The 23,456-nt window shown below is 35.8% G+C and carries 15 protein-coding genes, 1 pseudogene and 1 riboswitch; of the genes and pseudogenes, 1 reads left to right on the top strand and 15 read right to left on the bottom strand.

Annotated features, from left to right (window positions below; translation table 11 throughout):
* Positions 1-117: 117 nt before the first annotated feature.
* Complete coding sequence (locus tag A9176_RS06890; RefSeq protein WP_077282836.1) at positions 118-6,930, bottom strand: mucin-binding protein; 6,813 nt, start codon at positions 6,928-6,930, stop codon at positions 118-120.
* Between the two features lie 228 nt (positions 6,931-7,158).
* Positions 7,159-8,187: an IS110 family transposase gene (locus tag A9176_RS06885; protein WP_242943209.1), complete on the bottom strand. Its 1,029-nt coding sequence runs from the start codon at positions 8,185-8,187 to the stop codon at positions 7,159-7,161.
* Between the two features lie 59 nt (positions 8,188-8,246).
* Between A9176_RS06885 and A9176_RS06875 the strand changes: the two genes are divergently transcribed.
* A complete protein-coding gene (locus A9176_RS06875) occupies positions 8,247-8,930 on the top strand; it encodes an IS6 family transposase (RefSeq protein ID WP_077282834.1) in 684 nt (227 codons plus the stop codon).
* 163 nt (positions 8,931-9,093) lie between these two features.
* Here the strand turns inward: A9176_RS06875 and A9176_RS06870 are convergent, their stop codons facing one another.
* The 13 genes and pseudogenes from A9176_RS06870 to A9176_RS09050 all read right to left on the bottom strand — a co-directional run bounded on the left by A9176_RS06870 (position 9,094) and on the right by A9176_RS09050 (position 23,125).
* Positions 9,094-11,064, bottom strand: coding sequence for a P-loop NTPase fold protein (locus tag A9176_RS06870; protein ID WP_077282832.1), 1,971 nt, complete (start codon positions 11,062-11,064; stop codon positions 9,094-9,096).
* 108 nt (positions 11,065-11,172) lie between these two features.
* Positions 11,173-12,147: a hypothetical protein gene (locus tag A9176_RS06865; RefSeq protein ID WP_077282830.1), complete on the bottom strand. Its 975-nt coding sequence runs from the start codon at positions 12,145-12,147 to the stop codon at positions 11,173-11,175.
* An 823-nt stretch (positions 12,148-12,970) separates the two neighbouring features.
* A complete protein-coding gene (locus tag A9176_RS06860; protein WP_029510447.1) occupies positions 12,971-13,465 on the bottom strand; it encodes an NUDIX domain-containing protein in 495 nt (164 codons plus the stop codon).
* A gap of 120 nt (positions 13,466-13,585) precedes the next feature.
* Positions 13,586-14,287 carry a hypothetical protein gene (locus tag A9176_RS06855; RefSeq protein WP_077282828.1) on the bottom strand — a complete coding sequence of 234 codons (702 nt, stop codon included), beginning with the start codon at positions 14,285-14,287 and terminating at the stop codon, positions 13,586-13,588.
* Positions 14,288-14,391: 104 nt separating this feature from the next.
* Positions 14,392-14,480: riboswitch (TPP riboswitch) on the bottom strand.
* Between the two features lie 127 nt (positions 14,481-14,607).
* Positions 14,608-16,035 (bottom strand): cryptochrome/photolyase family protein, encoded by a 1,428-nt coding sequence (locus A9176_RS06850; protein WP_077282826.1) that lies wholly within the window; start codon positions 16,033-16,035, stop codon positions 14,608-14,610.
* 119 nt (positions 16,036-16,154) lie between these two features.
* Positions 16,155-16,331 (bottom strand): annotated as a pseudogene (locus tag A9176_RS08755) (IS30 family transposase); the annotation flags it as partial.
* Between the two features lie 207 nt (positions 16,332-16,538).
* A complete protein-coding gene (locus tag A9176_RS06840; protein ID WP_029510451.1) occupies positions 16,539-17,213 on the bottom strand; it encodes an ABC transporter ATP-binding protein in 675 nt (224 codons plus the stop codon).
* 4 nt (positions 17,214-17,217) lie between these two features.
* The gene (locus tag A9176_RS06835) at positions 17,218-18,264 is read right to left on the bottom strand and encodes an FtsX-like permease family protein (protein WP_077282822.1); all 1,047 of its coding nucleotides are present in this window, start codon (positions 18,262-18,264) and stop codon (positions 17,218-17,220) included.
* Positions 18,265-18,303: 39 nt separating this feature from the next.
* Positions 18,304-19,182, bottom strand: coding sequence for a phytoene/squalene synthase family protein (locus tag A9176_RS06830; RefSeq protein ID WP_077282820.1), 879 nt, complete (start codon positions 19,180-19,182; stop codon positions 18,304-18,306).
* Positions 19,183-20,667: a phytoene desaturase family protein gene (locus tag A9176_RS06825; protein WP_077282818.1), complete on the bottom strand. Its 1,485-nt coding sequence runs from the start codon at positions 20,665-20,667 to the stop codon at positions 19,183-19,185. It lies immediately after the preceding gene.
* Positions 20,668-20,737: 70 nt separating this feature from the next.
* Positions 20,738-20,923 carry a hypothetical protein gene (locus tag A9176_RS06820; protein ID WP_048702248.1) on the bottom strand — a complete coding sequence of 62 codons (186 nt, stop codon included), beginning with the start codon at positions 20,921-20,923 and terminating at the stop codon, positions 20,738-20,740.
* A gap of 2 nt (positions 20,924-20,925) precedes the next feature.
* A complete protein-coding gene (locus A9176_RS06815; protein WP_077282816.1) occupies positions 20,926-22,554 on the bottom strand; it encodes a replication initiation factor domain-containing protein in 1,629 nt (542 codons plus the stop codon).
* Between the two features lie 397 nt (positions 22,555-22,951).
* A complete protein-coding gene (locus tag A9176_RS09050) occupies positions 22,952-23,125 on the bottom strand; it encodes a hypothetical protein (RefSeq protein ID WP_242943208.1) in 174 nt (57 codons plus the stop codon).
* Positions 23,126-23,456 lie beyond the last annotated feature (331 nt).

Raw genomic sequence — 23,456 nt, 5'->3', positions numbered from 1 at the left:
ATTATATCAATCGCTTATTTGATTTTTAGTTGAAATAAATTTTTAATAGCAGGATTTCGATCAAAAAATCTTATATCTTCATAAAAAAAGCACAAAAATATTTGTGCTTTTTTCTTTCTATTTTTTATTTTTATTCTTAATAACTCTAGCCATGCCTAGTAGTCCCAATGCAGCGCTTAAAACAATTCCCATTAAATTATGGTTAGAATTATTTTTAGCAGATGTATCAGGTAATTCACTTTTATGATTTGGTATGGTTGAATTTTCAGTTTCAAAATTAGGGTGCGTTTCTACAGTTTTAAAAATAGATTCATTATCAGGCAAAATATGGTTCTTGATGTAATGAATTGGTGTGTCTGTCCCTGGTGTGCTTGGATCAACCGGATAAACTTCTCCTGGTGTCAACGGCTTACCATTAGGATCGACTGGTGTGTAACCCGGAATGTTTGGAATTACTGGATTCCCAGGCTTGCTTGGATCAGTTGGATCATTAGGGTATGGTACTGGCTTTGCGCCAGGTACATCTGGTACCAATGCCCCTAATTGACTGTAAACCACTGTCTCAAGGTCATCACTACTATCTGCTGTAACTACCTTAGCTTCTACAACTGATTTATTCGCATACATACCATTAATGATTGGTGATGTCTTAGCTTCAAACGTCGTATCATTATTCTTTGCTTGCCAGTCACTGTATGTCACAGATCCGGTAACTTGATCAATAACCCCCGTACGATCAAATACCACTTGGTCTGTAACCTTTGGGCTAACTGTCTTACCCTTATCATCAACGTATTGCACTGCTTGATTGATTTCACGATGCAATGCCTTATAATCCGTATCATTCGGATACTTAGGTCCGTTTGGATTACTTGGGTCAATTGGTTGCCCTGGTTCTCCTGGTTGATCTGGTGTGACAGTCTTTGTCTGGTGCTTCATTACCACTTGATAGCTTTGATCAACGTTATCGTCATGGTCAAATACTACCCCATTCTTTGGATAATTATCTGATACTAACTCATAGCCGTGATTAGTTAAACTATCAATCGTTGGTTGCGTGCGATAATCACTTGTTTGATCACTTTTACCTGTTACCGTAGTAACCGTAATTGTATTCCCTGTAGTTTGATCGATATACGTGATGCTTGCTTTTTGTTCATTAGCTGTGTAATGAATTGGTGTGTCTGTCCCTGGTGTGCTTGGATCAACCGGATAAACTTCTCCTGGTGTCAACGGCTTACCATTAGGATCGACTGGTGTGTAACCCGGAATGTTTGGAATTACTGGATTCCCAGGCTTGCTTGGATCAGTTGGATCATTAGGGTATGGTACTGGCTTTGCGCCAGGTACATCTGGTACCAATGCCCCTAATTGACTGTAAACCACTGTCTCAAGGTCATCACTACTATCTGCTGTAACTACCTTAGCTTCTACAACTGATTTATTCGCATACATACCATTAATGATTGGTGATGTCTTAGCTTCAAACGTCGTATCATTATTCTTTGCTTGCCAGTCACTGTATGTCACAGATCCGGTAACTTGATCAATAACCCCCGTACGATCAAATACCACTTGGTCTGTAACCTTTGGGCTAACTGTCTTACCCTTATCATCAACGTATTGCACTGCTTGATTGATTTCACGATGCAATGCCTTATAATCCGTATCATTCGGATACTTAGGTCCGTTTGGATTACTTGGGTCAATTGGTTGCCCTGGTTCTCCTGGTTGATCTGGTGTGACAGTCTTTGTCTGGTGCTTCATTACCACTTGATAGCTTTGATCAACGTTATCGTCATGGTCAAATACTACCCCATTCTTTGGATAATTATCTGATACTAACTCATAGCCGTGATTAGTTAAACTATCAATCGTTGGTTGCGTGCGATAATCACTTGTTTGATCACTTTTACCTGTTACCGTAGTAACCGTAATTGTATTCCCTGTAGTTTGATCGATATACGTGATGCTTGCTTTTTGTTCATTAGCTGTGTAATGAATTGGTGTGTCTGTCCCTGGTGTGCTTGGATCAACCGGATAAACTTCTCCTGGTGTCAACGGCTTACCATTAGGATCGACTGGTGTGTAACCCGGAATGTTTGGAATTACTGGATTCCCAGGCTTGCTTGGATCAGTTGGATCATTAGGGTATGGTACTGGCTTTGCGCCAGGTACATCTGGTACCAATGCCCCTAATTGACTGTAAACCACTGTCTCAAGGTCATCACTACTATCTGCTGTAACTACCTTAGCTTCTACAACTGATTTATTCGCATACATACCATTAATGATTGGTGATGTCTTAGCTTCAAACGTCGTATCATTATTCTTTGCTTGCCAGTCACTGTATGTCACAGATCCGGTAACTTGATCAATAACCCCCGTACGATCAAATACCACTTGGTCTGTAACCTTTGGGCTAACTGTCTTACCCTTATCATCAACGTATTGCACTGCTTGATTGATTTCACGATGCAATGCCTTATAATCCGTATCATTCGGATACTTAGGTCCGTTTGGATTACTTGGGTCAATTGGTTGCCCTGGTTCTCCTGGTTGATCTGGTGTGACAGTCTTTGTCTGGTGCTTCATTACCACTTGATAGCTTTGATCAACGTTATCGTCATGGTCAAATACTACCCCATTCTTTGGATAATTATCTGATACTAACTCATAGCCGTGATTAGTTAAACTATCAATCGTTGGTTGCGTGCGATAATCACTTGTTTGATCACTTTTACCTGTTACCGTAGTAACCGTAATTGTATTCCCTGTAGTTTGATCGATATACGTGATGCTTGCTTTTTGTTCATTAGCTGTGTAATGAATTGGTGTGTCTGTCCCTGGTGTGCTTGGATCAACCGGATAAACTTCTCCTGGTGTCAACGGCTTACCATTAGGATCGACTGGTGTGTAACCCGGAATGTTTGGAATTACTGGATTCCCAGGCTTGCTTGGATCAGTTGGATCATTAGGGTATGGTACTGGCTTTGCGCCAGGTACATCTGGTACCAATGCCCCTAATTGACTGTAAACCACTGTCTCAAGGTCATCACTACTATCTGCTGTAACTACCTTAGCTTCTACAACTGATTTATTCGCATACATACCATTAATGATTGGTGATGTCTTAGCTTCAAACGTCGTATCATTATTCTTTGCTTGCCAGTCACTGTATGTCACAGATCCGGTAACTTGATCAATAACCCCCGTACGATCAAATACCACTTGGTCTGTAACCTTTGGGCTAACTGTCTTACCCTTATCATCAACGTATTGCACTGCTTGATTGATTTCACGATGCAATGCCTTATAATCCGTATCATTCGGATACTTAGGTCCGTTTGGATTACTTGGGTCAATTGGTTGCCCTGGTTCTCCTGGTTGATCTGGTGTGACAGTCTTTGTCTGGTGCTTCATTACCACTTGATAGCTTTGATCAACGTTATCGTCATGGTCAAATACTACCCCATTCTTTGGATAATTATCTGATACTAACTCATAGCCGTGATTAGTTAAACTATCAATCGTTGGTTGCGTGCGATAATCACTTGTTTGATCACTTTTACCTGTTACCGTAGTAACCGTAATTGTATTCCCTGTAGTTTGATCGATATACGTGATGCTTGCTTTTTGTTCATTAGCTGTGTAATGAATTGGTGTGTCTGTCCCTGGTGTGCTTGGATCAACCGGATAAACTTCTCCTGGTGTCAACGGCTTACCATTAGGATCGACTGGTGTGTAACCCGGAATGTTTGGAATTACTGGATTCCCAGGCTTGCTTGGATCAGTTGGATCATTAGGGTATGGTACTGGCTTTGCGCCAGGTACATCTGGTACCAATGCCCCTAATTGACTGTAAACCACTGTCTCAAGGTCATCACTACTATCTGCTGTAACTACCTTAGCTTCTACAACTGATTTATTCGCATACATACCATTAATGATTGGTGATGTCTTAGCTTCAAACGTCGTATCATTATTCTTTGCTTGCCAGTCACTGTATGTCACAGATCCGGTAACTTGATCAATAACCCCCGTACGATCAAATACCACTTGGTCTGTAACCTTTGGGCTAACTGTCTTACCCTTATCATCAACGTATTGCACTGCTTGATTGATTTCACGATGCAATGCCTTATAATCCGTATCATTCGGATACTTAGGTCCGTTTGGATTACTTGGGTCAATTGGTTGCCCTGGTTCTCCTGGTTGATCTGGTGTGACAGTCTTTGTCTGGTGCTTCATTACCACTTGATAGCTTTGATCAACGTTATCGTCATGGTCAAATACTACCCCATTCTTTGGATAATTATCTGATACTAACTCATAGCCGTGATTAGTTAAACTATCAATCGTTGGTTGCGTGCGATAATCACTTGTTTGATCACTTTTACCTGTTACCGTAGTAACCGTAATTGTATTCCCTGTAGTTTGATCGATATACGTGATGCTTGCTTTTTGTTCATTAGCTGTGTAATGAATTGGTGTGTCTGTCCCTGGTGTGCTTGGATCAACCGGATAAACTTCTCCTGGTGTCAACGGCTTACCATTAGGATCGACTGGTGTGTAACCCGGAATGTTTGGAATTACTGGATTCCCAGGCTTGCTTGGATCAGTTGGATCATTAGGGTATGGTACTGGCTTTGCGCCAGGTACATCTGGTACCAATGCCCCTAATTGACTGTAAACCACTGTCTCAAGGTCATCACTACTATCTGCTGTAACTACCTTAGCTTCTACAACTGATTTATTCGCATACATACCATTAATGATTGGTGATGTCTTAGCTTCAAACGTCGTATCATTATTCTTTGCTTGCCAGTCACTGTATGTCACAGATCCGGTAACTTGATCAATAACCCCCGTACGATCAAATACCACTTGGTCTGTAACCTTTGGGCTAACTGTCTTACCCTTATCATCAACGTATTGCACTGCTTGATTGATTTCACGATGCAATGCCTTATAATCCGTATCATTCGGATACTTAGGTCCGTTTGGATTACTTGGGTCAATTGGTTGCCCTGGTTCTCCTGGTTGATCTGGTGTGACAGTCTTTGTCTGGTGCTTCATTACCACTTGATAGCTTTGATCAACGTTATCGTCATGGTCAAATACTACCCCATTCTTTGGATAATTATCTGATACTAACTCATAGCCGTGATTAGTTAAACTATCAATCGTTGGTTGCGTGCGATAATCACTTGTTTGATCACTTTTACCTGTTACCGTAGTAACCGTAATTGTATTCCCTGTAGTTTGATCGATATACGTGATGCTTGCTTTTTGTTCATTAGCTGTGTAATGAATTGGTGTGTCTGTCCCTGGTGTGCTTGGATCAACCGGATAAACTTCTCCTGGTGTCAACGGCTTACCATTAGGATCGACTGGTGTGTAACCCGGAATGTTTGGAATTACTGGATTCCCAGGCTTGCTTGGATCAGTTGGATCATTAGGGTATGGTACTGGCTTTGCGCCAGGTACATCTGGTACCAATGCCCCTAATTGATGGTACATATACACGACATTTCGAGTTTGATCTACATAAGGATTAACAATATCTATGCGTACCTTATCATTTTGATAAGGATCGATTTGGCCTTTTCCAAGCATTTTATTTTCATAAACAATGTTATTTTGACTGTCTATGATTTTCGCGTTCATATTGCCTTGGCCATCAATTTCAGTGAATACAATTTTATATCCGTCATGGAAATCTCGAGTATATTGTGCTCCAGGCACACCAAATTGTGACATAGTTCCTCGGGCATTGTCTGGTGTTACTACATAATGTCCGACATAAAACCCATTAACTAACGTTGGTGCTGATGTAGTATATTGTTGCCCGGTTAAACCTTGCTGGGTTACTGGGTTAACCAGTTGGCCATTAGAATCTATAATTTCTTGCCCTTTTTCATTAACGTATGATACAGTTTGATTAATGAGTAAAGGAACAAAATAGGTTATTTTACCATATTGCTTACCAGGATTGGATCCATTTACTGAATATTCTCTTGACCATGTTTTGCTAGGATCAGCAGACCAAACTACACCATTAAAATTATCATTAAAGATAGTCACTTTATTTTGAAGAACTGCCTTACTATTTAATTGTAATACTTTCTGCTCTATAATTGATTTAGTAACATTGTCAATCAAGTAGACATATACTACTCCTGTACTGCCACTACGATCGGTTGAAAAAACAAGTTGTTGACTTCGATTTTGATTCAATAAGTAATTAAAAGTGTAGTGACTTGCATCTTTGTCCAACCACATACCATTTGGATACTGAGGATCTTTAATTGTCACTTCCCCTGGTGCTGTTTTCTTATTATTTACTTGTTGTGAATCTAAGTTTAGGTTCGTTGACTTATCACTTGATGTCTCAACTGAACTTTGGTTCGTTGACTTATCACTTGATGTCTCGACTGAACTTTGATTCGTTGACTTATCACTTGATGTCTCGACTGAACTTTGGTTCGTTGACTTATCACTTGATGTCTCAACTGAACTTTGGTTCGTTGACTTATCACTTGATGTCTCGACTGAACTTTGATTCGTTGACTTATCACTTGATGTCTCAACTGAACTTTGGTTCGTTGACTTATCACTTGATGTCTCGACTGAACTTTGATTCGTTGACTTATCACTTGATGTCTCGACTGAACTTTGATTCGTTGACTTATCACTTGATGTCTCGACTGAACTTTGATTCGTTGACTTATCACTTGATGTCTCGACTGAACTTTGATCCGTCGACTCATCACTTGATTGACTTCCTTGTTGCGAATTTGCTATAGTACTCGCCGACACATGATCTAGAGAATTAGTCATGCCCATTCCCAAGGACATAGCTGTTAATCCTGAAAAAACCCATATTTTTCCACTTTTATACATCTTAAATCTAGTTTTCTCATCCATAATTGTATCCCACTAATTTTATTTAACACTCCTATAATTATAAACATTTTTCCGGCTATCGTAAATGCTCAGAAGTCAATAAATTGGACTATTTTTCTACCAGAAGTCAAGTGTTTCAATGCATTTAGCTTCTTTTTATGATGCTGCAATTGGTCATCAAGCACTACTAAAATAAACCGATGTCTTCACATTGGTTTTGCAAAATGTTAGGCTTATAAATGTACAATTCTAGCGCTTTGACGCTGTATCGTAATCGTACAATTGGTTATTCAAAACCAGATAGTGCATGGTTCGTAAGAGACGTGACATCGCACCAATAGCAATTTTCTTTGTTCCCTTTGACATTGAAGATTGCTTTTTCTTTTGATACCAATCATTGATATGATTTTGATGACCATAAGTTGCCGTACTAGCAATGTTACTAATGGCTTTGAATAGCACTTTTCTGGCGATTGTATTACCTCGCTTTGTGATGAACCCAGAACTTTTATAATCACCTGAATCATTAAATCGTAAGTCAATCCCGACAAAGGCATTCAATTTGTTACTAGTCGCAAAACGATGCAAATCACCTAATTCAGCGATTAGAGAAACCACTGTTTTGTCCGAGAATCCTGGTATACTCTGATAAATGTCATATTCAGGTAAATCTTTGGTCTGATCAACCATAGTCGCTAAGACATTGGCCTTGCTTTGAGATAACGCAATTAAGCGCTGCGCATAATAACGCACCTCGGTGACATTATACGAAGCAACGGCAACAGCAGGCGCTGATAGGCTGCCAAGCGCCACTAGTTTATCAACGAGTCGTGTTAAACGCGCAACACCGATTTGACGACTGACGCTGCTTTGAATCGTATCGGATAACGTTTGTCGTGAATGCTTAGCCATTGTGGCATGAGGGATTAACGACACAATCTCCCAATATTGTTGGCTATCGGTAGTTGAAAACAAAGTTTCAATTTCTGGGAAAGTCAATTGAAGCAAACGATGTAGCCGATTTTTAGCGGACACAATATCGTGGTTTAACTGTTGGTAAAAACGACTCATATCTTGTAGTTCAATATAAATCGGATTCTGGACGTAACTTTTAGCACGCTTTAAAATGAATTGCGTTTCCGCCAAATGCTTGGCATCGTTAAGATCATTTTTGTTAGGACGTAATTGATCCAATTGCTTTTTAGCGGTCAAAGGATTCAGGTAAGTATAAGGATAATTGTGGGCCTCTAAGAAAGTTTTTAAACGGTTCTGGTGCAAATTTTCCTCGCTGACTTGATTTTAGTATACTGGGTGCCAAGAAACGAGGGATTGCGTGCATGATTCACTTTAAGGGACGCCACTTTCAAAAGGACATCATCTTAGTAGCCGTTGGCTACTATTTCAGATTCAGTCTCAGCTATCGTGATATCGTTGAATTGATTCGGGATCGGGGTATCACTGTTCATCACACCACGGTCATGCGTTGGGTTCATCACTATGGCCCCATCTTTAAGGCTCTATGGCGTCGGCATCAAACAGCTCACGCTAAAAGTTGGCGAATCGATGAGACCTATATTCGAGTTAAAGGCCGTTGGGCCTATTTGTATCGCGCTATTGACAGTAACGGTTTGACCATGGATTTTGAGCTACGAAAACACCACGATTATACCGCATCCTATCACTTTTTGAAGCGTCTCTTGACGACCAATGGTCGGCCTGATCGATTAGTCACTGATCAATATCGGGCAATACTGAAAGCAGTGAAGCACCTGATAAAGCAAGACTATTTGAGCAAATCAGCCCACCAATGTTCCAAATATCGAAATAATTTGATTGAACAGGACCACCGATTCATTAAACGTCATCGTGTCCGCTCAGCAAGCTTTCAAAGCATTCGAACCGCTAGTGCAACGTTGAGCGGTGTGGAAATTGTTCACGCAATACGCAAAAGAACCCGACGAGAGTTAAGTCTCATCGGGTTCTCAGTCGTGGACGAATTAGAAGCATTGTTAGCTGCATAACCTTCAACATAGGATCAATAGCTGGTTAGATGGTCATCTCTCACACTGTTTGCACCAGATCCTACCAAACTTATTAACCATAATGTTATTTCTCCTGTTTATAATTTAAAAAGCAAATTTAGAATTTTTTCTAAATTTGCTTAAATATGTTTCTATAATCTTTTTAGTCTGTGTCTTTTTTTAATATATAATTATTGTTTTCTAACTTTTTAAGTCTTTCTTCAATTTTTTCTATAATTATTATATTGTCTCTCAATCCACCGTTATCGAAATCATGCGAGGCTTTCATTAGTATATAATCTTTTGGGTCTTTATTTTCACTCTTTCTCACAACATCTTGATATTTTAAAAAGGTGATTAATGATTCTAAAGGTAATTTTTTTATATATTCCCATACTACGTCTTCCCATTCTGAAAACAAATACCATTGGTTGAGCTCTGATATATATTCCAACAAAATATATTCTGGTGATACATAGTCATTGACTGAACATGATTTTACTATAGATGGAATCTCCCCATAGCAACCATTTAAATACTTCAAGCCAGTAATATGAAAAGTAACGAAAAATTTTAGTTGCTGTGAAATATCATATTGGGCATCTTGCAATATTGGTCGCCATTTTTCATACCTTATTTGATATATTTCTTCATCAGATTTATCAACTAAATCTTCTGGAACAGAATACGCAATTCCACCACCATTTTCTATTTGAATTGGTACTTTATAGGGAAGGATTTTTTGATCTTTTTCTGAAACAAGGAACTTTATTACGTCACTATTATACTGCTTATTAAATAGGCTCAAGCTGGCATTCAACAGAGCTGTTTGACTCGGCTTATTTAAGTTGCGAAAAGATGAAGTAATATAATTGAAAAAATCTGAATTCGATTTTGCCATCAAATATTCATTTAATTTGTCATCATTTTGAAGTTGCTCTTCTATTTCTGAGGCCGTTAAGTTAGTGGGAGCCTCAAACAAAAAATAAATACCTGGATTCTTTTTGAATTGAACGGGATATTGGTCTTTGCTTTTATTTAAAATCGAATAAAGCACTAAATCAAAAGGGCTTTTTGATTTTTCCAGCTCTGATAATACAGTAAAAATATGATTTTTGTTTATTAACAACTTATTATATGTCGTATAGTGAAATAAATACGTATATATAATAATTAATTGGTCCTCAATTTGGACATGATTCAATTTGTTCCGAATAATTAACTCCTGTTCCATATAGTCAATAAAATGCATACGATCTCTCAAATTTTTTTGTTCATCAATAAATATTTCTTTGAATTCTTCAGAAAGATTAATACCGAATTTTGTATAAATAAATTTAAATACAGTAGTCCATATTTCACTTGGCCACAGAACAATAGGTAAATCAACTCGTCTATCAATAATCTTACTTAAAAAAATTTCGGTTTCGTCATTTTCTATGATTCTATCATAACTCCCTACAAAAATTATAGGTAATTTACCGTTGAGAAAACTAAAAAGTTTATATGCATCTTTTTGTTTTGATGCTGTTAAACGATCAAAGTCGTCTATCACTAGCACTTTATTTTTCAGTGCATGTCTACTAAACAAGTATGCATCAAATTCAAAATAATTAATTTTTAATAATTGGCTTACTGATACGAAAAGAACTAGAAATATTCCTAAAAACTGTATATAAATAAGACCTCTGGCTACTATATTAGAGATGAAAAGTATAAACGGGAGAATATTTAATTTGGAAGAATAGCTAATTACAAAGTCCCATAAGTTGTTAAGAGAGCTAAAAATAAAGGGTACTTTTATAACACCAGTCATTAAAATAGATACAATGATACTGGCAACAATGAGAATGCGAGTCAGCCAATAAAATCGTGGGATTAGTTTCCTAAATGCAGTTGTTATTAAAGATTGACTGGTATCAGTTCTCCATAAATCCATAAAAACGAAAATTTTTTTCTGATTTTTAACGGAATTTTCTTCAACATTTTTAAGAAATGTTGACTTCCCTGTACCCCATTCACCATTAAGAAAGATTGTTTGTTTTTCTTTTAATAATTGGGTAAAATTTCGTGCCGATTGATTGGTATCAATTTCATCTTCAAAAAATTTGACATTAAGTTGTTTCTTGCTCATGAATATTGCTCATTTCTTAACTATATTTTGCTATTATTATAATAAAATTAAAGCGCTGAAAATTGTTATATCGCATAGAGTATCCCAGAGAGATTACGCATAAGAATACTATTCTTCTTCGGTCACTTTTTCATCATTCGGCTTTGACCTAATAAACATAAAATTTAATATTTTATTATTTTTTTCAATTTGATTAAAAATATAGTTTACATCTTCTAATTCAATTTTATTTATTGAAAAATTTCTAGAATATTGAGTTAACATGGATGCAGATTGAATTATTTTATAGGCCATTTCACCAAATTTTTGATTGATCAACAATACTTGCCACATCTCAAGAATAATTTGATAATTAATTGCCTGATAATCATCATCTCTCTTATAATAATCCATGAATATGCTACTATTGTATTTATTTGTATCAAGTGATTTTTGAGATTCAGTGTTAATTTTCAAGTTATAACTTTTGATGAGTCCTTCGAAAAGCAAGCTATCTTGGTGTACTTGACTAAAGACTTTGCTAATTTTCTTTCTGATGTTCAACTTTTTTCCAGTATTTTTTTTCTCGTAATTCTCAATATCAAAAAATAAAACTTTGTCATTAAGAAAAGAAAAATATTCATCATTTTCACTTACAGGACGCTCAGTCAATATTAAAATAGGTATCTTAGTTTCATTTATCTGATCATAAAGGCTCGCCATATCCTTAACAACGTCAACCAGATAATCGTATTGTTCTTTATATAACCTATCATCAGAAAATCTATCAAATTTTAAATCAAAATATTTTGAACGCATGAAATCTGTGTCAAGTTTATTCTTTTTGAAGTTAGTATTTAAATTTATAGCAAACGATGTCATTGCAAATAATGCTGTTGTAAATGATAAAGAAACAGTTATTTTATCTTTTAAAGAAGAAATTTGTGGTGTACTGACTAATGGAATATTAGTACCCAATAGTAAGAAAAAAGAAGTAACTGAAAATACTAAAAATAAAAAACCTAGAATAATGACTAAAAAATCTCTCCAATGTCTAATCAAATAATTGATTACAAGCTGTACATTGTTTTTCAAAAATTGCATATTAATCGCCTGACTAAAATAGTAAACTAATTTCAGCATTTCTGAATACAGAATATACTTTACTACTTTTTTTAATTCACGTAACTTAAGTGCTAAAAAATTATCAATATTAAGTATATCACTGAAATTAACTTTTAATCGTTTGGCACATTATTAAACAAAAAAATACTGACCATATCTCTGTGCATGTATAGTCTCTCACACTTTTGTTATTTTCATGACTACAGAACCTTTGGTGTAACATACTTGCCACAGTATGCACACATCGCATCGGTACTGAGATTTTTTCTAACGGAGTAACATGTTACTTTGATTATAGTAACTGTCCTAGACTGTTCTCTCTACACTCTTTTAGAGGCTCCGAATTAGCTAATTAAAAAGCCAACCATGATTGCTATAATTTACAAAATACTTTACAATTATCTTATTGAAGATTAGTTAAGCAAACTTGATTTTTTTAATAAGGTCGTGGGGACATTATTTTATAGTAATCAATTTTTATATCTAGTTTTCAAAGTACATAATCGACTAGCCATTGGCTGGTCTTTTTTTGTGCTTTTTTGTATTTTTTAGGTTTTCTTAATAAAATAAGCCTTTTTGACAAAAATATAAGCACAAGGTATGTTACAGAAGTATTTCAACTCCTATATCAAACCTTATGCTTATTATTCTACAGACTCCGGTCAACCCAAACACCACATGTTTAATGTTTTGGTAATCTACCAGTAACTTCTGTGTAAAATAAACGATGATTATTTTTTAAGTAAGGCACAACTTCCTCAAGAATAACATGATTGTGTTTAAAAGATATCAAATAAACAGATTAATCACCATTTTCGCGTAACCATGGTCGATCACTAACTTCATTTTCAGTGATAATCCGATGCAGAGTTTGTTGCGCTTGAGGCACAAACATTTTTGGTTCCGGATGAATGGGTACAAATTGCAAATCCAATGTCTCTGTGCCATCTTTTTGCAAAAATCCACCAACCTGTTCAACTTCAAAACCAATACCAATAGTCTCTTGTGCATCACCCCAAGAATTTTTGTCCGTCACATTTGTGGCGATACCCAAGACTCTGGTTACGCTAACGTCAATATTCGTTTCTTCTTTAAATTCCCGTACAACCGCTTGCATTGGAGAATCGCCATATTCAAGATATCCACCAGGAAATCCCCAGCCAGCATCTGAATCCCAACGTTTTTCCAACAAAATAGCATCGTGAGCGTCATTCCATAAAACTCCAAACGCAGAAACAAAAATCATGCCCTCATGACCAACTTTCTCCCGCATTCGCGCAATATAATTCTTATTCATGATGTAACCCCTTAATCAAAATTTTGTGCAACAAATCACTTTTCATTATAGCACTACGACATATTAATTATGAAAATAATGATATTCGGGGATCACAAAAAAACCTGGGCAAATTTCAATTTATTTGGATTGCGCAGTAGTGTAGCTGTCCCATTTTTCTGGCAATAATGTCATTTGCCAGAAACGTAATTCTTCTGCACTACTATACATAAATTGTTGCAACAACAAATCCATATCAAGTTCATCTTGATGTTTAGTCACTAATTCATCTAATAATTGAATCATCTCATGACCGTAAGCTTGAAATGTCTCATCAGCGTACGAATTAACAAAATCAATATAAATTTGTTGTGTGCCTTTTAAGTAATCTTTTCTTGCTAACATTTCTTGGAAAATCTCTAGATATAACCATGGGCATGGTAGTAACGCTGCTAATGCATGCACTTCCCCATAACTATCAAAGGCATGGTGCATGTGGCAAGTATACTGATAAGTTGTTAGTAAAATTTCAGCCTGTTGAATCTCGTCTTCAGTCATATTAAGACCTTGATATATCCCATTTTGCTGGTCAACATCATAAGCTGTAATTGCCTGAATACCTGATTTTAAAGCACCAATAACTTGTGAATCCTGACTTGTCGCCAAAATTTTATCGTAAATTGCTAAATAATTTTTGACATAGTAATTATTATCCTGTATCAGATATGCCTTAAAGGCAGACAAAGGTAACGTCCCATCTTCAATGCCCTTAATAAAAGGATGATTCTCGCTTGACAGCCAAAGGGAAGCTGACTTTTCGTGTGCTAATTCGCTAAATTTCATGATATTCTCTATTCTTTTTTATAAAATATCTAAAAACCCCAGCTCACTGAAATTGAGCTGGGGTCGCCAAAAAGCATCGTAAAACACAACATCATGATATTGATGTGGCTAATATAATATCTTCCTGCGTCAGTCTTAACTGCTTCAGGTTCAATGGGTATGATCTCAGCTCAAGGCACCCCAGATATCTTACATAAAAATTATAACACACGTATTCATTAAAACAGTAATAAATTTTAATGATATGCAATTGATTCATCAGCTAAAGGCGAAAATGTATCATACAAGCCAAGTTATTGGATTCTTTTCACAAAACCCTTTTAAAAATTATCTTTACTTTGCCCATACATCGCGATCGCTCTTAATCGCGCAGCTTTATGATCCACAATTGGCTGAGGGTAATCATCATTTAATTTCACACCATAAGCTTTTTGTTCCGCATCAGTTAACTGATTAGGCTGATGTATTTTTTTACCCTTGATAGATTTCAATTCCGGAACATATTGCTTGATAAACGTGCCATTAGGATCAAATTTTTCTGACTGTATTGTCGGATTAAATACTCTAAAATACGGCACACTATCTGTACCTGTCGACGCAGCCCACTGCCAACCACCAATATTACTTGCTGGATCATAATCAACTAATTTTTCTCGAAAATACTTCTCACCCCACCGCCAATCAATTAATAGATCTTTGGTTAAAAAAGAAGCAACAACCATTCTCAAGCGGTTGTGCATCCAACCCGTTTCATTGAGTTGACGCATGGCAGCATCGACAATTGGAAAACCAGTGCGCCCTGTCCGCCATGCTTTAAAATGATCCTCATTATTTTGCCAAACAACATTTTGAAATGATGTTTTGATTGCTTTTTCTTGCTGATCTGGATACATGGCATAAATCATATTGTAATAATCACGCCAACACAGCTCTTTGATGAAGGTCGTACGACCGTCACTTTCCGGTTCCTGACTGACAGCATCAAAAACTGTCCGAATTGAAATTTCACCGGTCCTTAAATATCGCGATAAATGGCTGGTAGCATCGAGACTTGGTATATCACGATTTTTATCGTAGTCAGCAAGCTTATGTGATACAAAGTCGATCAATACTTGTTTAGCAAGTACTTCTCCAATTTGGTTTTCGTAAGCATAACTGTCACATGGACGGATTAGCTTTTTAAGCTCAGCTGTTGCCTCATTACACGACAGTTCCCGTTGTTTCTTGACAACTTCCGAATGCTTTAGATCATAATTTGCTGATTTTTTAGGTCGTTGTATCCATTGCTTAAAGTAAGGTGTGAATACTTTATACCCAGTACCATCTTGCTTTTTAATATCAAACGCGCTGTGCAATGTGAAATCTAAAAAAGGATGCGGCGTTACCTGCAACTCATCACGACAATATGTTGCAATTGCTTGATCTCGTTTTCTACCATAACCCCGTTCATCAAAATTAAAATACAAATCTTGCCACTCCGGCAGCTCTTTTTTTAATGCTGTAAACACAGTTGTGACATTTCCTGAGAAAATATGCAAGCTGATTTTTTTGGCTTTTAAAACTGATTTAAAATGAGAAACACTGGCAAAAAAAGCACTTTGATTGACACTGCCATTCGCTACGATTTGGTTTGGGTCAATAATAAACACTAAAGCAAGATGATCACTATTAGCGACTGCAGCCGTTAATGCCGTATTATCTGCTAATCTTAAATCTCTTCTAAACCACATCACGCTTGTCTTAGTCACAAAAATTATCCCCTAACTTATATTATTTTGACAATTGTCGTTTGTATATCTTTCTTGAGCTCAAAAACCAATAATTACGGAAGTCACCTACTAATTTTGAATATGGTAGATTGCAAGAATTAACCGAACACTGCAAACTGCTGAAAAACCTCTCGTGGTGATTGCCAGTTGAGTGTTTTCATTGGTCTCGCATTGATCCAATGATTAATTTGATCTAATTCTTTGGCGCTAACTGTTTCAATTTTGCGTTCTTTCGGTATAAAACGACGGACGTATCGATTTAATATCCCATTACTATATAAGTCTCTAAATCGTTCTAAATGTTTAATATACAAATCTAATTGTTCTGGTTTTAACCATATTTTCGTTGGCATAATTTTTTCTCTTTTCCTAATAAATAAAAAAGATAGCATAAATATTTCCTTGTGCTATCTCAACATTTAGTTAATAAAATATTCCTTAGCCATAATTATATTTTTGCTGATTATTAGTCATAAATTAAATTACTTCTCCAGGATCGTCATTTTACCGTCAATTATCTGATAAACTTTGTCTGCCATATCTTTTAACCTTAAGTCATGAGTAACTACAATAATAATTTTATTTCTTTTGTGCGCTAAATCTCTGAGTAACTCGATTACTTTCATGGATCTATCTGTATCTAATGCGGCTGTGGGTTCATCTGCTAAAATATAGTCAGGATCAGTGTATAATGCTCTAGCAATTGCCACACGCTGCTTTTGTCCACCAGAAAGTTGATTAGGATATTTTTTTAGCAGTTCTAAAAGTCCTAAATCAGAAAGAAGCTCATGCATTTTTGGTTCAGTCAAATTTTGTTTTTTTAGTTTATCTACGAATTTAAACTGTTCTTCGACCGTTAAAAATGGGACTAAGTTATAAGATTGTAAAACAAATCCTATTTTTTCCAATCTTAATTTTGTTTGTTGTTTTTTGGACAAACTGTTAATTGTACTGTCATTTATTTTTACATCACCATTAGTTGGTGTCTGTAGTCCGCCTGCTATAGTCAAAAATGTAGTTTTTCCTGATCCTGATGGCCCTACAACTAAAATAAGCTGACCGCTTTCTGCTTCGAAATTAATATTTTCTAGTGCTACGTACTTACTACTCCCTTCACCAAAAATTTTTGTGACTGAGTCGAAAATTAGATTTGACATGAAATTAACCTCCAATAATTTTGTAAGGATCAACTTTGGCAATTTGGCGAATTGGTATCAATGCACCCAACAAGGACATAACAATAATACCGATTCCAGTTACAATAATATTACTTTTATCAATGACAACGGGTACCTCGCTGGGTAACGTAATAGCTGTTATTTCAGCTAATATAATGGCTATAATAACGCCAATAACTGACATAATAAATGATTGAAATAACGTACTCAAAACAAGATACTGCGTTGAGACTCCTTGCGCCTTCAAGACACCTAAGTTGGGTAATTTTTGAACGGTCAGAATATACAAGAAAATTGAAATAACAATTAGAATAATAATATACAAAAAACCAATCATGAAGTTGAATGTGAGTTGTTGTGCACTATATCCAGGTAATTTATTAATAAATGAGTCAATGCTCAACTGATCAGTCCCTTTTGGTATTTTTGAATTATTTAACGTATTCTTGAATACCACAGCATTTGTTACACCTTTATTCAGTGATTGAATAGTGTCTGGTGAAATATAAACCACGGGAAGAGCACTTAAAGTTGCCCTGGGTGTAAAACCTGTAATTTTAATCCTCAATGATGAATTAGCAACTAACAAATAGTCACCGATTTTGAATCCATCACTTTTGAATTTATCCGATACGACGCCGGCATTGTTTCGGATATTTTTACTACCACTTGTTATTTTCAAATTTTTAAATATGAACGATTTGGCATCAAGAGCTACTAATTGAGCATTCTCTTTTAATCCATTTTCTGATTTTACAAGTGTACTATACTGTGAAATTCTGGTTCCGTTATTGGGTAAACTAGCAACCTCATCCTGTGAAAGAAAAGATTGTTGTAAACGTCCTTCAGAATCACTATTTAAGACAATACTTGAAGCATTCCACTCGTTAATTGCCGCTTTGTTTAGGTTAGCTAAACCAGTGGCTAAACCAGTAAGAATAATCAAAAGATAACTTACTAAAAATATAAGTACCACTATTAGGCTATAACGCAATTTTTCATGTAGCATCTCTTTAATAGCTAAAAACATAATAATCTCCTGTTATTAATTCTATTTATTATTAATATGTCACTTAATGTGTTTTGAAAAGGTTTTTAATAGTAATAGTAATTTTTCTTGGGGTGTCACATATACTCTTTTTGATAAATCAACGAAGTTATTTTTCATTAATTTTGTTAGGATCTTTTTGTAGACATTAATGGATAGTTCTAATGCTACTTTGCCTTTTCTATCTAAAATCTGATCAGTAATCACATCAGTTTCGGCGTACTTAGAAAGTGCTAATCTTGCTAAATATTGCAACAAAGATTGTGTTTGAATATCAGGTTTACTTTCTAACAAAACTTGTTTTTGGATATCATATTTTAATAGCAGTTGCTTGGGAATGAAATATCTATCCGCCATAGCATCTTCATGTACATCTCTTAAAATATTGGTTAACTGAAGAGCTATTCCCAAGTTTATTACTGCCTTGCGATTGTTTTCAATAGAGTTTCCAGAGAGTATACAAAAAATCATGCACCCCACGGTTCCTGCTACTTGATAACAGTAAGTTTCTAATTCTGATAGTGTGTTAATTTCAATATTATTGAGATCACGAAGTTGTCCTTGAATCATGTCAGTCATCAGCTTGGTGTCTATAGAAAAATGATTAAAAATATAGGCTACTCTATCAGCAATGTTTGATGTTTTGTTAATTACAATATTATTGGTATTACAAGCCGTCTCCCACCAAAAAATTAATTTATTAAATGTTATTCTGTCATGGTTGTCAGCAGCATCATCAATTTGACGTAAATAATCATAGATGACAAAGATGCTATAAGCTTGATCTTTGTCTAATTTTGAAAAGGCAAAATAAAATGATGATGAATTTTGTTTAATTGCTGCCTTACTACTAGAAAAAATTTCAAGAACTCTATTTGGTATTTTTGGAATAGTTACCATTTAAAAGTCCCTCATTACTTCTTTCGCGGTCAATTCTCCACTAGTAATAACGATAGGTACTCCAGCACCAGGATGCACACTGGCACCTGCAAAATAGAGGTTATCTATTTTAGCATGCTTATTATGCGGGCGGAAATAATTACTTTGTTTTAAAGTTGGTTTTAGTCCGAAAGTTGCACCGTAGAAACTGTTATAATGTGTCTCAAATGTCTTAGGCGTATGAACCTTTTTAAAAACGATATGTTCATTTAAATTATCTAAATTAAGTTCCGTTTCTACTTTATGAATTATTTTATGTGTAAATTTATCAATATCATTTTCCGACCAGCTGCTATTTTCCTTTAAATTAGAGACTGGCACTAAGACGTATAAAGCAGATTGTCCACTTGGTGCAAAACTATTATCAATTGCACTAGGATTGTAAATATAAAATGATGGATCATCAGGTAAAATACCGTTATCAATGTCGTAAACGTTAGTTTCAAAATTATTAGCCATTTTTATTGTATGAAGATTCAGTTGATCATAATTGTTATCTAAGCCTAGGTACAATAAGAAGCATGACATGGAATAATCCATTTTTTCAATATTTTTCTTTTGATATTTTCCTTTCTTGTTATCGTCCATATCCAACAAATGTGTCATTGTGTAAGGAAAATCAGCGTTCGCAACTACGGCATCACAATTTTTTAAGGTGTTATTGATGAGCAAGCCACTGACATGTTTATTATTTTCAACAATGATCTTTTCTACTGTTGAATTGTAAACTATTTTTCCACCTAACTCTATAAAGCGTTTTTCTAATGCTTTTGCATATTGAAACATGCCACCTTTTATAAACCAAACGCCATAGATTAGTTCAATCATTGGAATAATATTATATATAGAAGGACCACTAAATGGTGAAATACCAATATATAGCGTTTGAAATGACATTAAGTATTGCAGATCTGTATTTTTGATATTTTTTTGAATAGCTTCAAACGAGGACGAAAATGTTTTTAATTTGTAAGCGTTCCAAAGTGTTTTGATATTATAAAAGTCACTTGGACCTCTAAAACTTTTATAAATAAAATTATTTTTGGCATTTATATATTTACTATATATATCTGTTAAATATTTTAAAAATCCAAGCATCTCTGACTCATCATAAGATTCAAATTCTTTTGCTAAATCCACGAGATCAGAAGATAATGCAATTTTTTTGTTGTGTGTTACAACATCCATGAAGGGATTAATACGTTTCATTTTAAAATAATTTTTGTAATCAACTCCGCTATCTATAAACGGCTTTTTATAAATGTCGGGCATCATAACGATTGTTGGACCGGTGTCAAATTTAAAGCCGGATTCTTCTATAATGTCCATTTTCCCACCAGGTCGACTGTTTTTTTCATAAATAGTGACCTGATACCCATGGTTCTGTAAGTAAATTGCAGAAGTTAGACCACCAACACCTGCTCCAATTATTGAGATTGTTTTCATTTTTTATTCTCCTCTATCTATTGTAGAGTGTTGGTTATATTTTGTCGCCGTTAATCCTATTGTATATGATTTAATTTACAATTTCACTCGCTACACTAATAATTTTTAACGGTTCTGAGTAGATATGTAGCGTGGACGAACTCCTAGAAGTACGTCTGGGTGCTGGGTACTCCTTTTGTAATTTACGCATCACATCAGCAAGATTATTACCAGCCATATACTCATTTTGTGAATACCAACCAACTGCTTTATACATTGTCATGCCCCCTTTCCTCGTTTGTCATCTTCGTTGTATTTTTTAGTCGGCTTTTCAAAATTGATATTTAACTGCTTGCTTGCTCGTGTAATCGCATTCTTATTAGTTGCCATAACCAGTTTTTCTTGTTCAGCCGACAATTCCGCTGTATTGATTGCTTCAATGATTTCATGCCAGTGGCCTGTTTTCTTTAATACGGCTAGACTAGGCACAACCGATTGCAAAACCCATTTTTCAATACGCTCAACACTTTGCTTTTTTGGTTCTCTAACAAACTTCATTTTTTTACCTAAAGCAGTTAGTAACGACCACGCAGGCATTGGCTCAACTGTTGCTTCAATTTCATCACGCACTGTATCTGATTTCAATTGGTGGTCTTCAATTTTGCCATTAGTAAACCAAAGGTAGCTGTACAAAATATCAAAAGTTATATCCACCAATTTTTTATCATTGTTAAGCCACTCATCAAGGACATACTCTGCTTTGTCCTGATGCAATTCTAATTCGACACGAGTTTTAACATCAGTGTCATAGCCTTTATTCGCTTGTTCTTTATGTTTGTCATAAGCACGGATAACAAATGGTGACTTACCAAAATCAACTGTCCAGCCGTCATCAACGTTGCCATGAACCGCATAAGACTTTGATTTACTCCAAAAACGCTTTTCCTGTACAGCTTTAACAAGGTCATTCATGTTCAGCAGACCCCATTTATCATTGATTGCAATATCTAATCGTGTTAGATGCCCCCGATATAATCTTGCCTTTGCAAAAAGGTCATGCCAATTCATACTCTGCTCTAACAAAGCTTTTTCAAACAGTCGTGTGCCTTTACCAGTTAAATAAAGCGTTGTCCCAAATTTTTGATCCACTGCTTGTGTTTCTGGGTTTTGCACTGGTGCAAAGTCTTGTATGTAAATATTCTTTTCGCCAGCAAATGCCATTTCACGAGTATAAAAGTTTTGAGACGTAGGACGTTCTAAAAACAGATTTTCCTGCAATAGCAACACATCAGCAATTACTTGCTTTGAAGTTAAATCAGGGAATGTCAACGAAACCCAATCAAATTGAACCTCAATACTTTCTGCTAATTCTGGATAAGCAACCAACAATTTATCAACAAACTTATCTGATATTTTTTGAGTACCATTTTCTATACCCCAAACCGTTCTTTCACTCACACCAATCTTTTTGGCTAGCTCTGATTGTGTTACTTCAAGTAGTTGTCGCATCAATATCAAATTATTGTTTGTTAATGCAGGTACATTTAATTCTTGTGTCATATCTTTTTGTCCTTTCAATAGTTGGTATCGACCAACGTTTTTTAAATCAATTAAGTTTTCTAGTTCAGTAGAAACAGTGTTTTGTATTTTTGCATCAGACTGTCTAATGTTTGCTTTGAAACCCGACAACTCACTACCAGTAATTTCATCAATTACAATTTCACTACCGATATTAGGTAAATGTCCTAGCTCAATAGCTGATACGATCACGTTATAAGTCTCAACAATTTCATCATTCAATTTCATACCGACCATGATAAGTATTTCCAACGATAATCGTAAACTATGTTGTGTTGTGCCTAGAAACATAGGCGTATAAGCTTTTAACTCATTGTTAATCGTTATCATATCGGCTTTCCTTTCTCAAAATTGCGGTTTTGGTGGTTTCAACCCGCAATTTTTGTTTTTTTTTCTAAATGGCTTCATATCGGCGTTTGTTCCCCATATTGGGTTGACGCTTTCAGCGTTTTTACCGGTTTAACCCCCCTGTTAGTAACTGGGGGTTAAAGCCTTTTTGGTGACTTTATTTTTGGCGCATGTGCCAGTCGCTGACACACACTGGTCGTGTGTGCTTAACCGCGACCACGCACCTTGCCCCCTTAACGCTTCGCGTTGGGGCAAGGCGTGGCACTGTCTCTTCGCTGGTCGCTACGAGCCACGCCAATAATAAAGTCACTATGTACATAAAGCCCTGGTCTCTCACAGGACATTTGCTGTAAAAGACTAGAGCTTTAACAATAGTTACTTACTTGATATGTGACAATTGATCGAGCAAACCTTGAATATCTTTTGTACGATTGACACCGTGCGTCTGCAAAGACTTAGCCGTACCAAGCAAAAAACCTAAGTTCTTGCGTAGTTCAGCAAAGTAAGGTGGCAGCATTGGACTAACAGCACGTAGCTGTTCTTCATCTGCCATTGCTTTTTTAAGTTCATCACTTAGTTGAGCAAGGTGTTCAAGTCCACCTATCTTTTCAATTGCCTTCAAATCTTCAATTGATTGAGCGGACAAAGATTGAATTTTTTAACTTCTAAAGCCATAATTTTTTACCTACTTTTTCTTTTTAAACTACAAATATTTAATTAACAGCAAAGCCAAACACAGATGCTAAGTGTTGGACTTCTAGCGTGGTATTTCATCATTTCTAACTCCTATTTTCAACTAGACCAATCAAGGTTTACATAAGCTACGCTATACAAAGTAACGGTATATCAACGTTTATAGGTACTAAAAAATAGGTCATTTTCAA

Origin of the sequence: Leuconostoc garlicum (assembly GCF_001998805.1) — a bacterium.
GTDB classification, from domain to species: Bacteria; Bacillota; Bacilli; order Lactobacillales; family Lactobacillaceae; genus Leuconostoc; species Leuconostoc lactis.
This window is presented reverse-complemented; position numbering and strand designations above follow the sequence as displayed.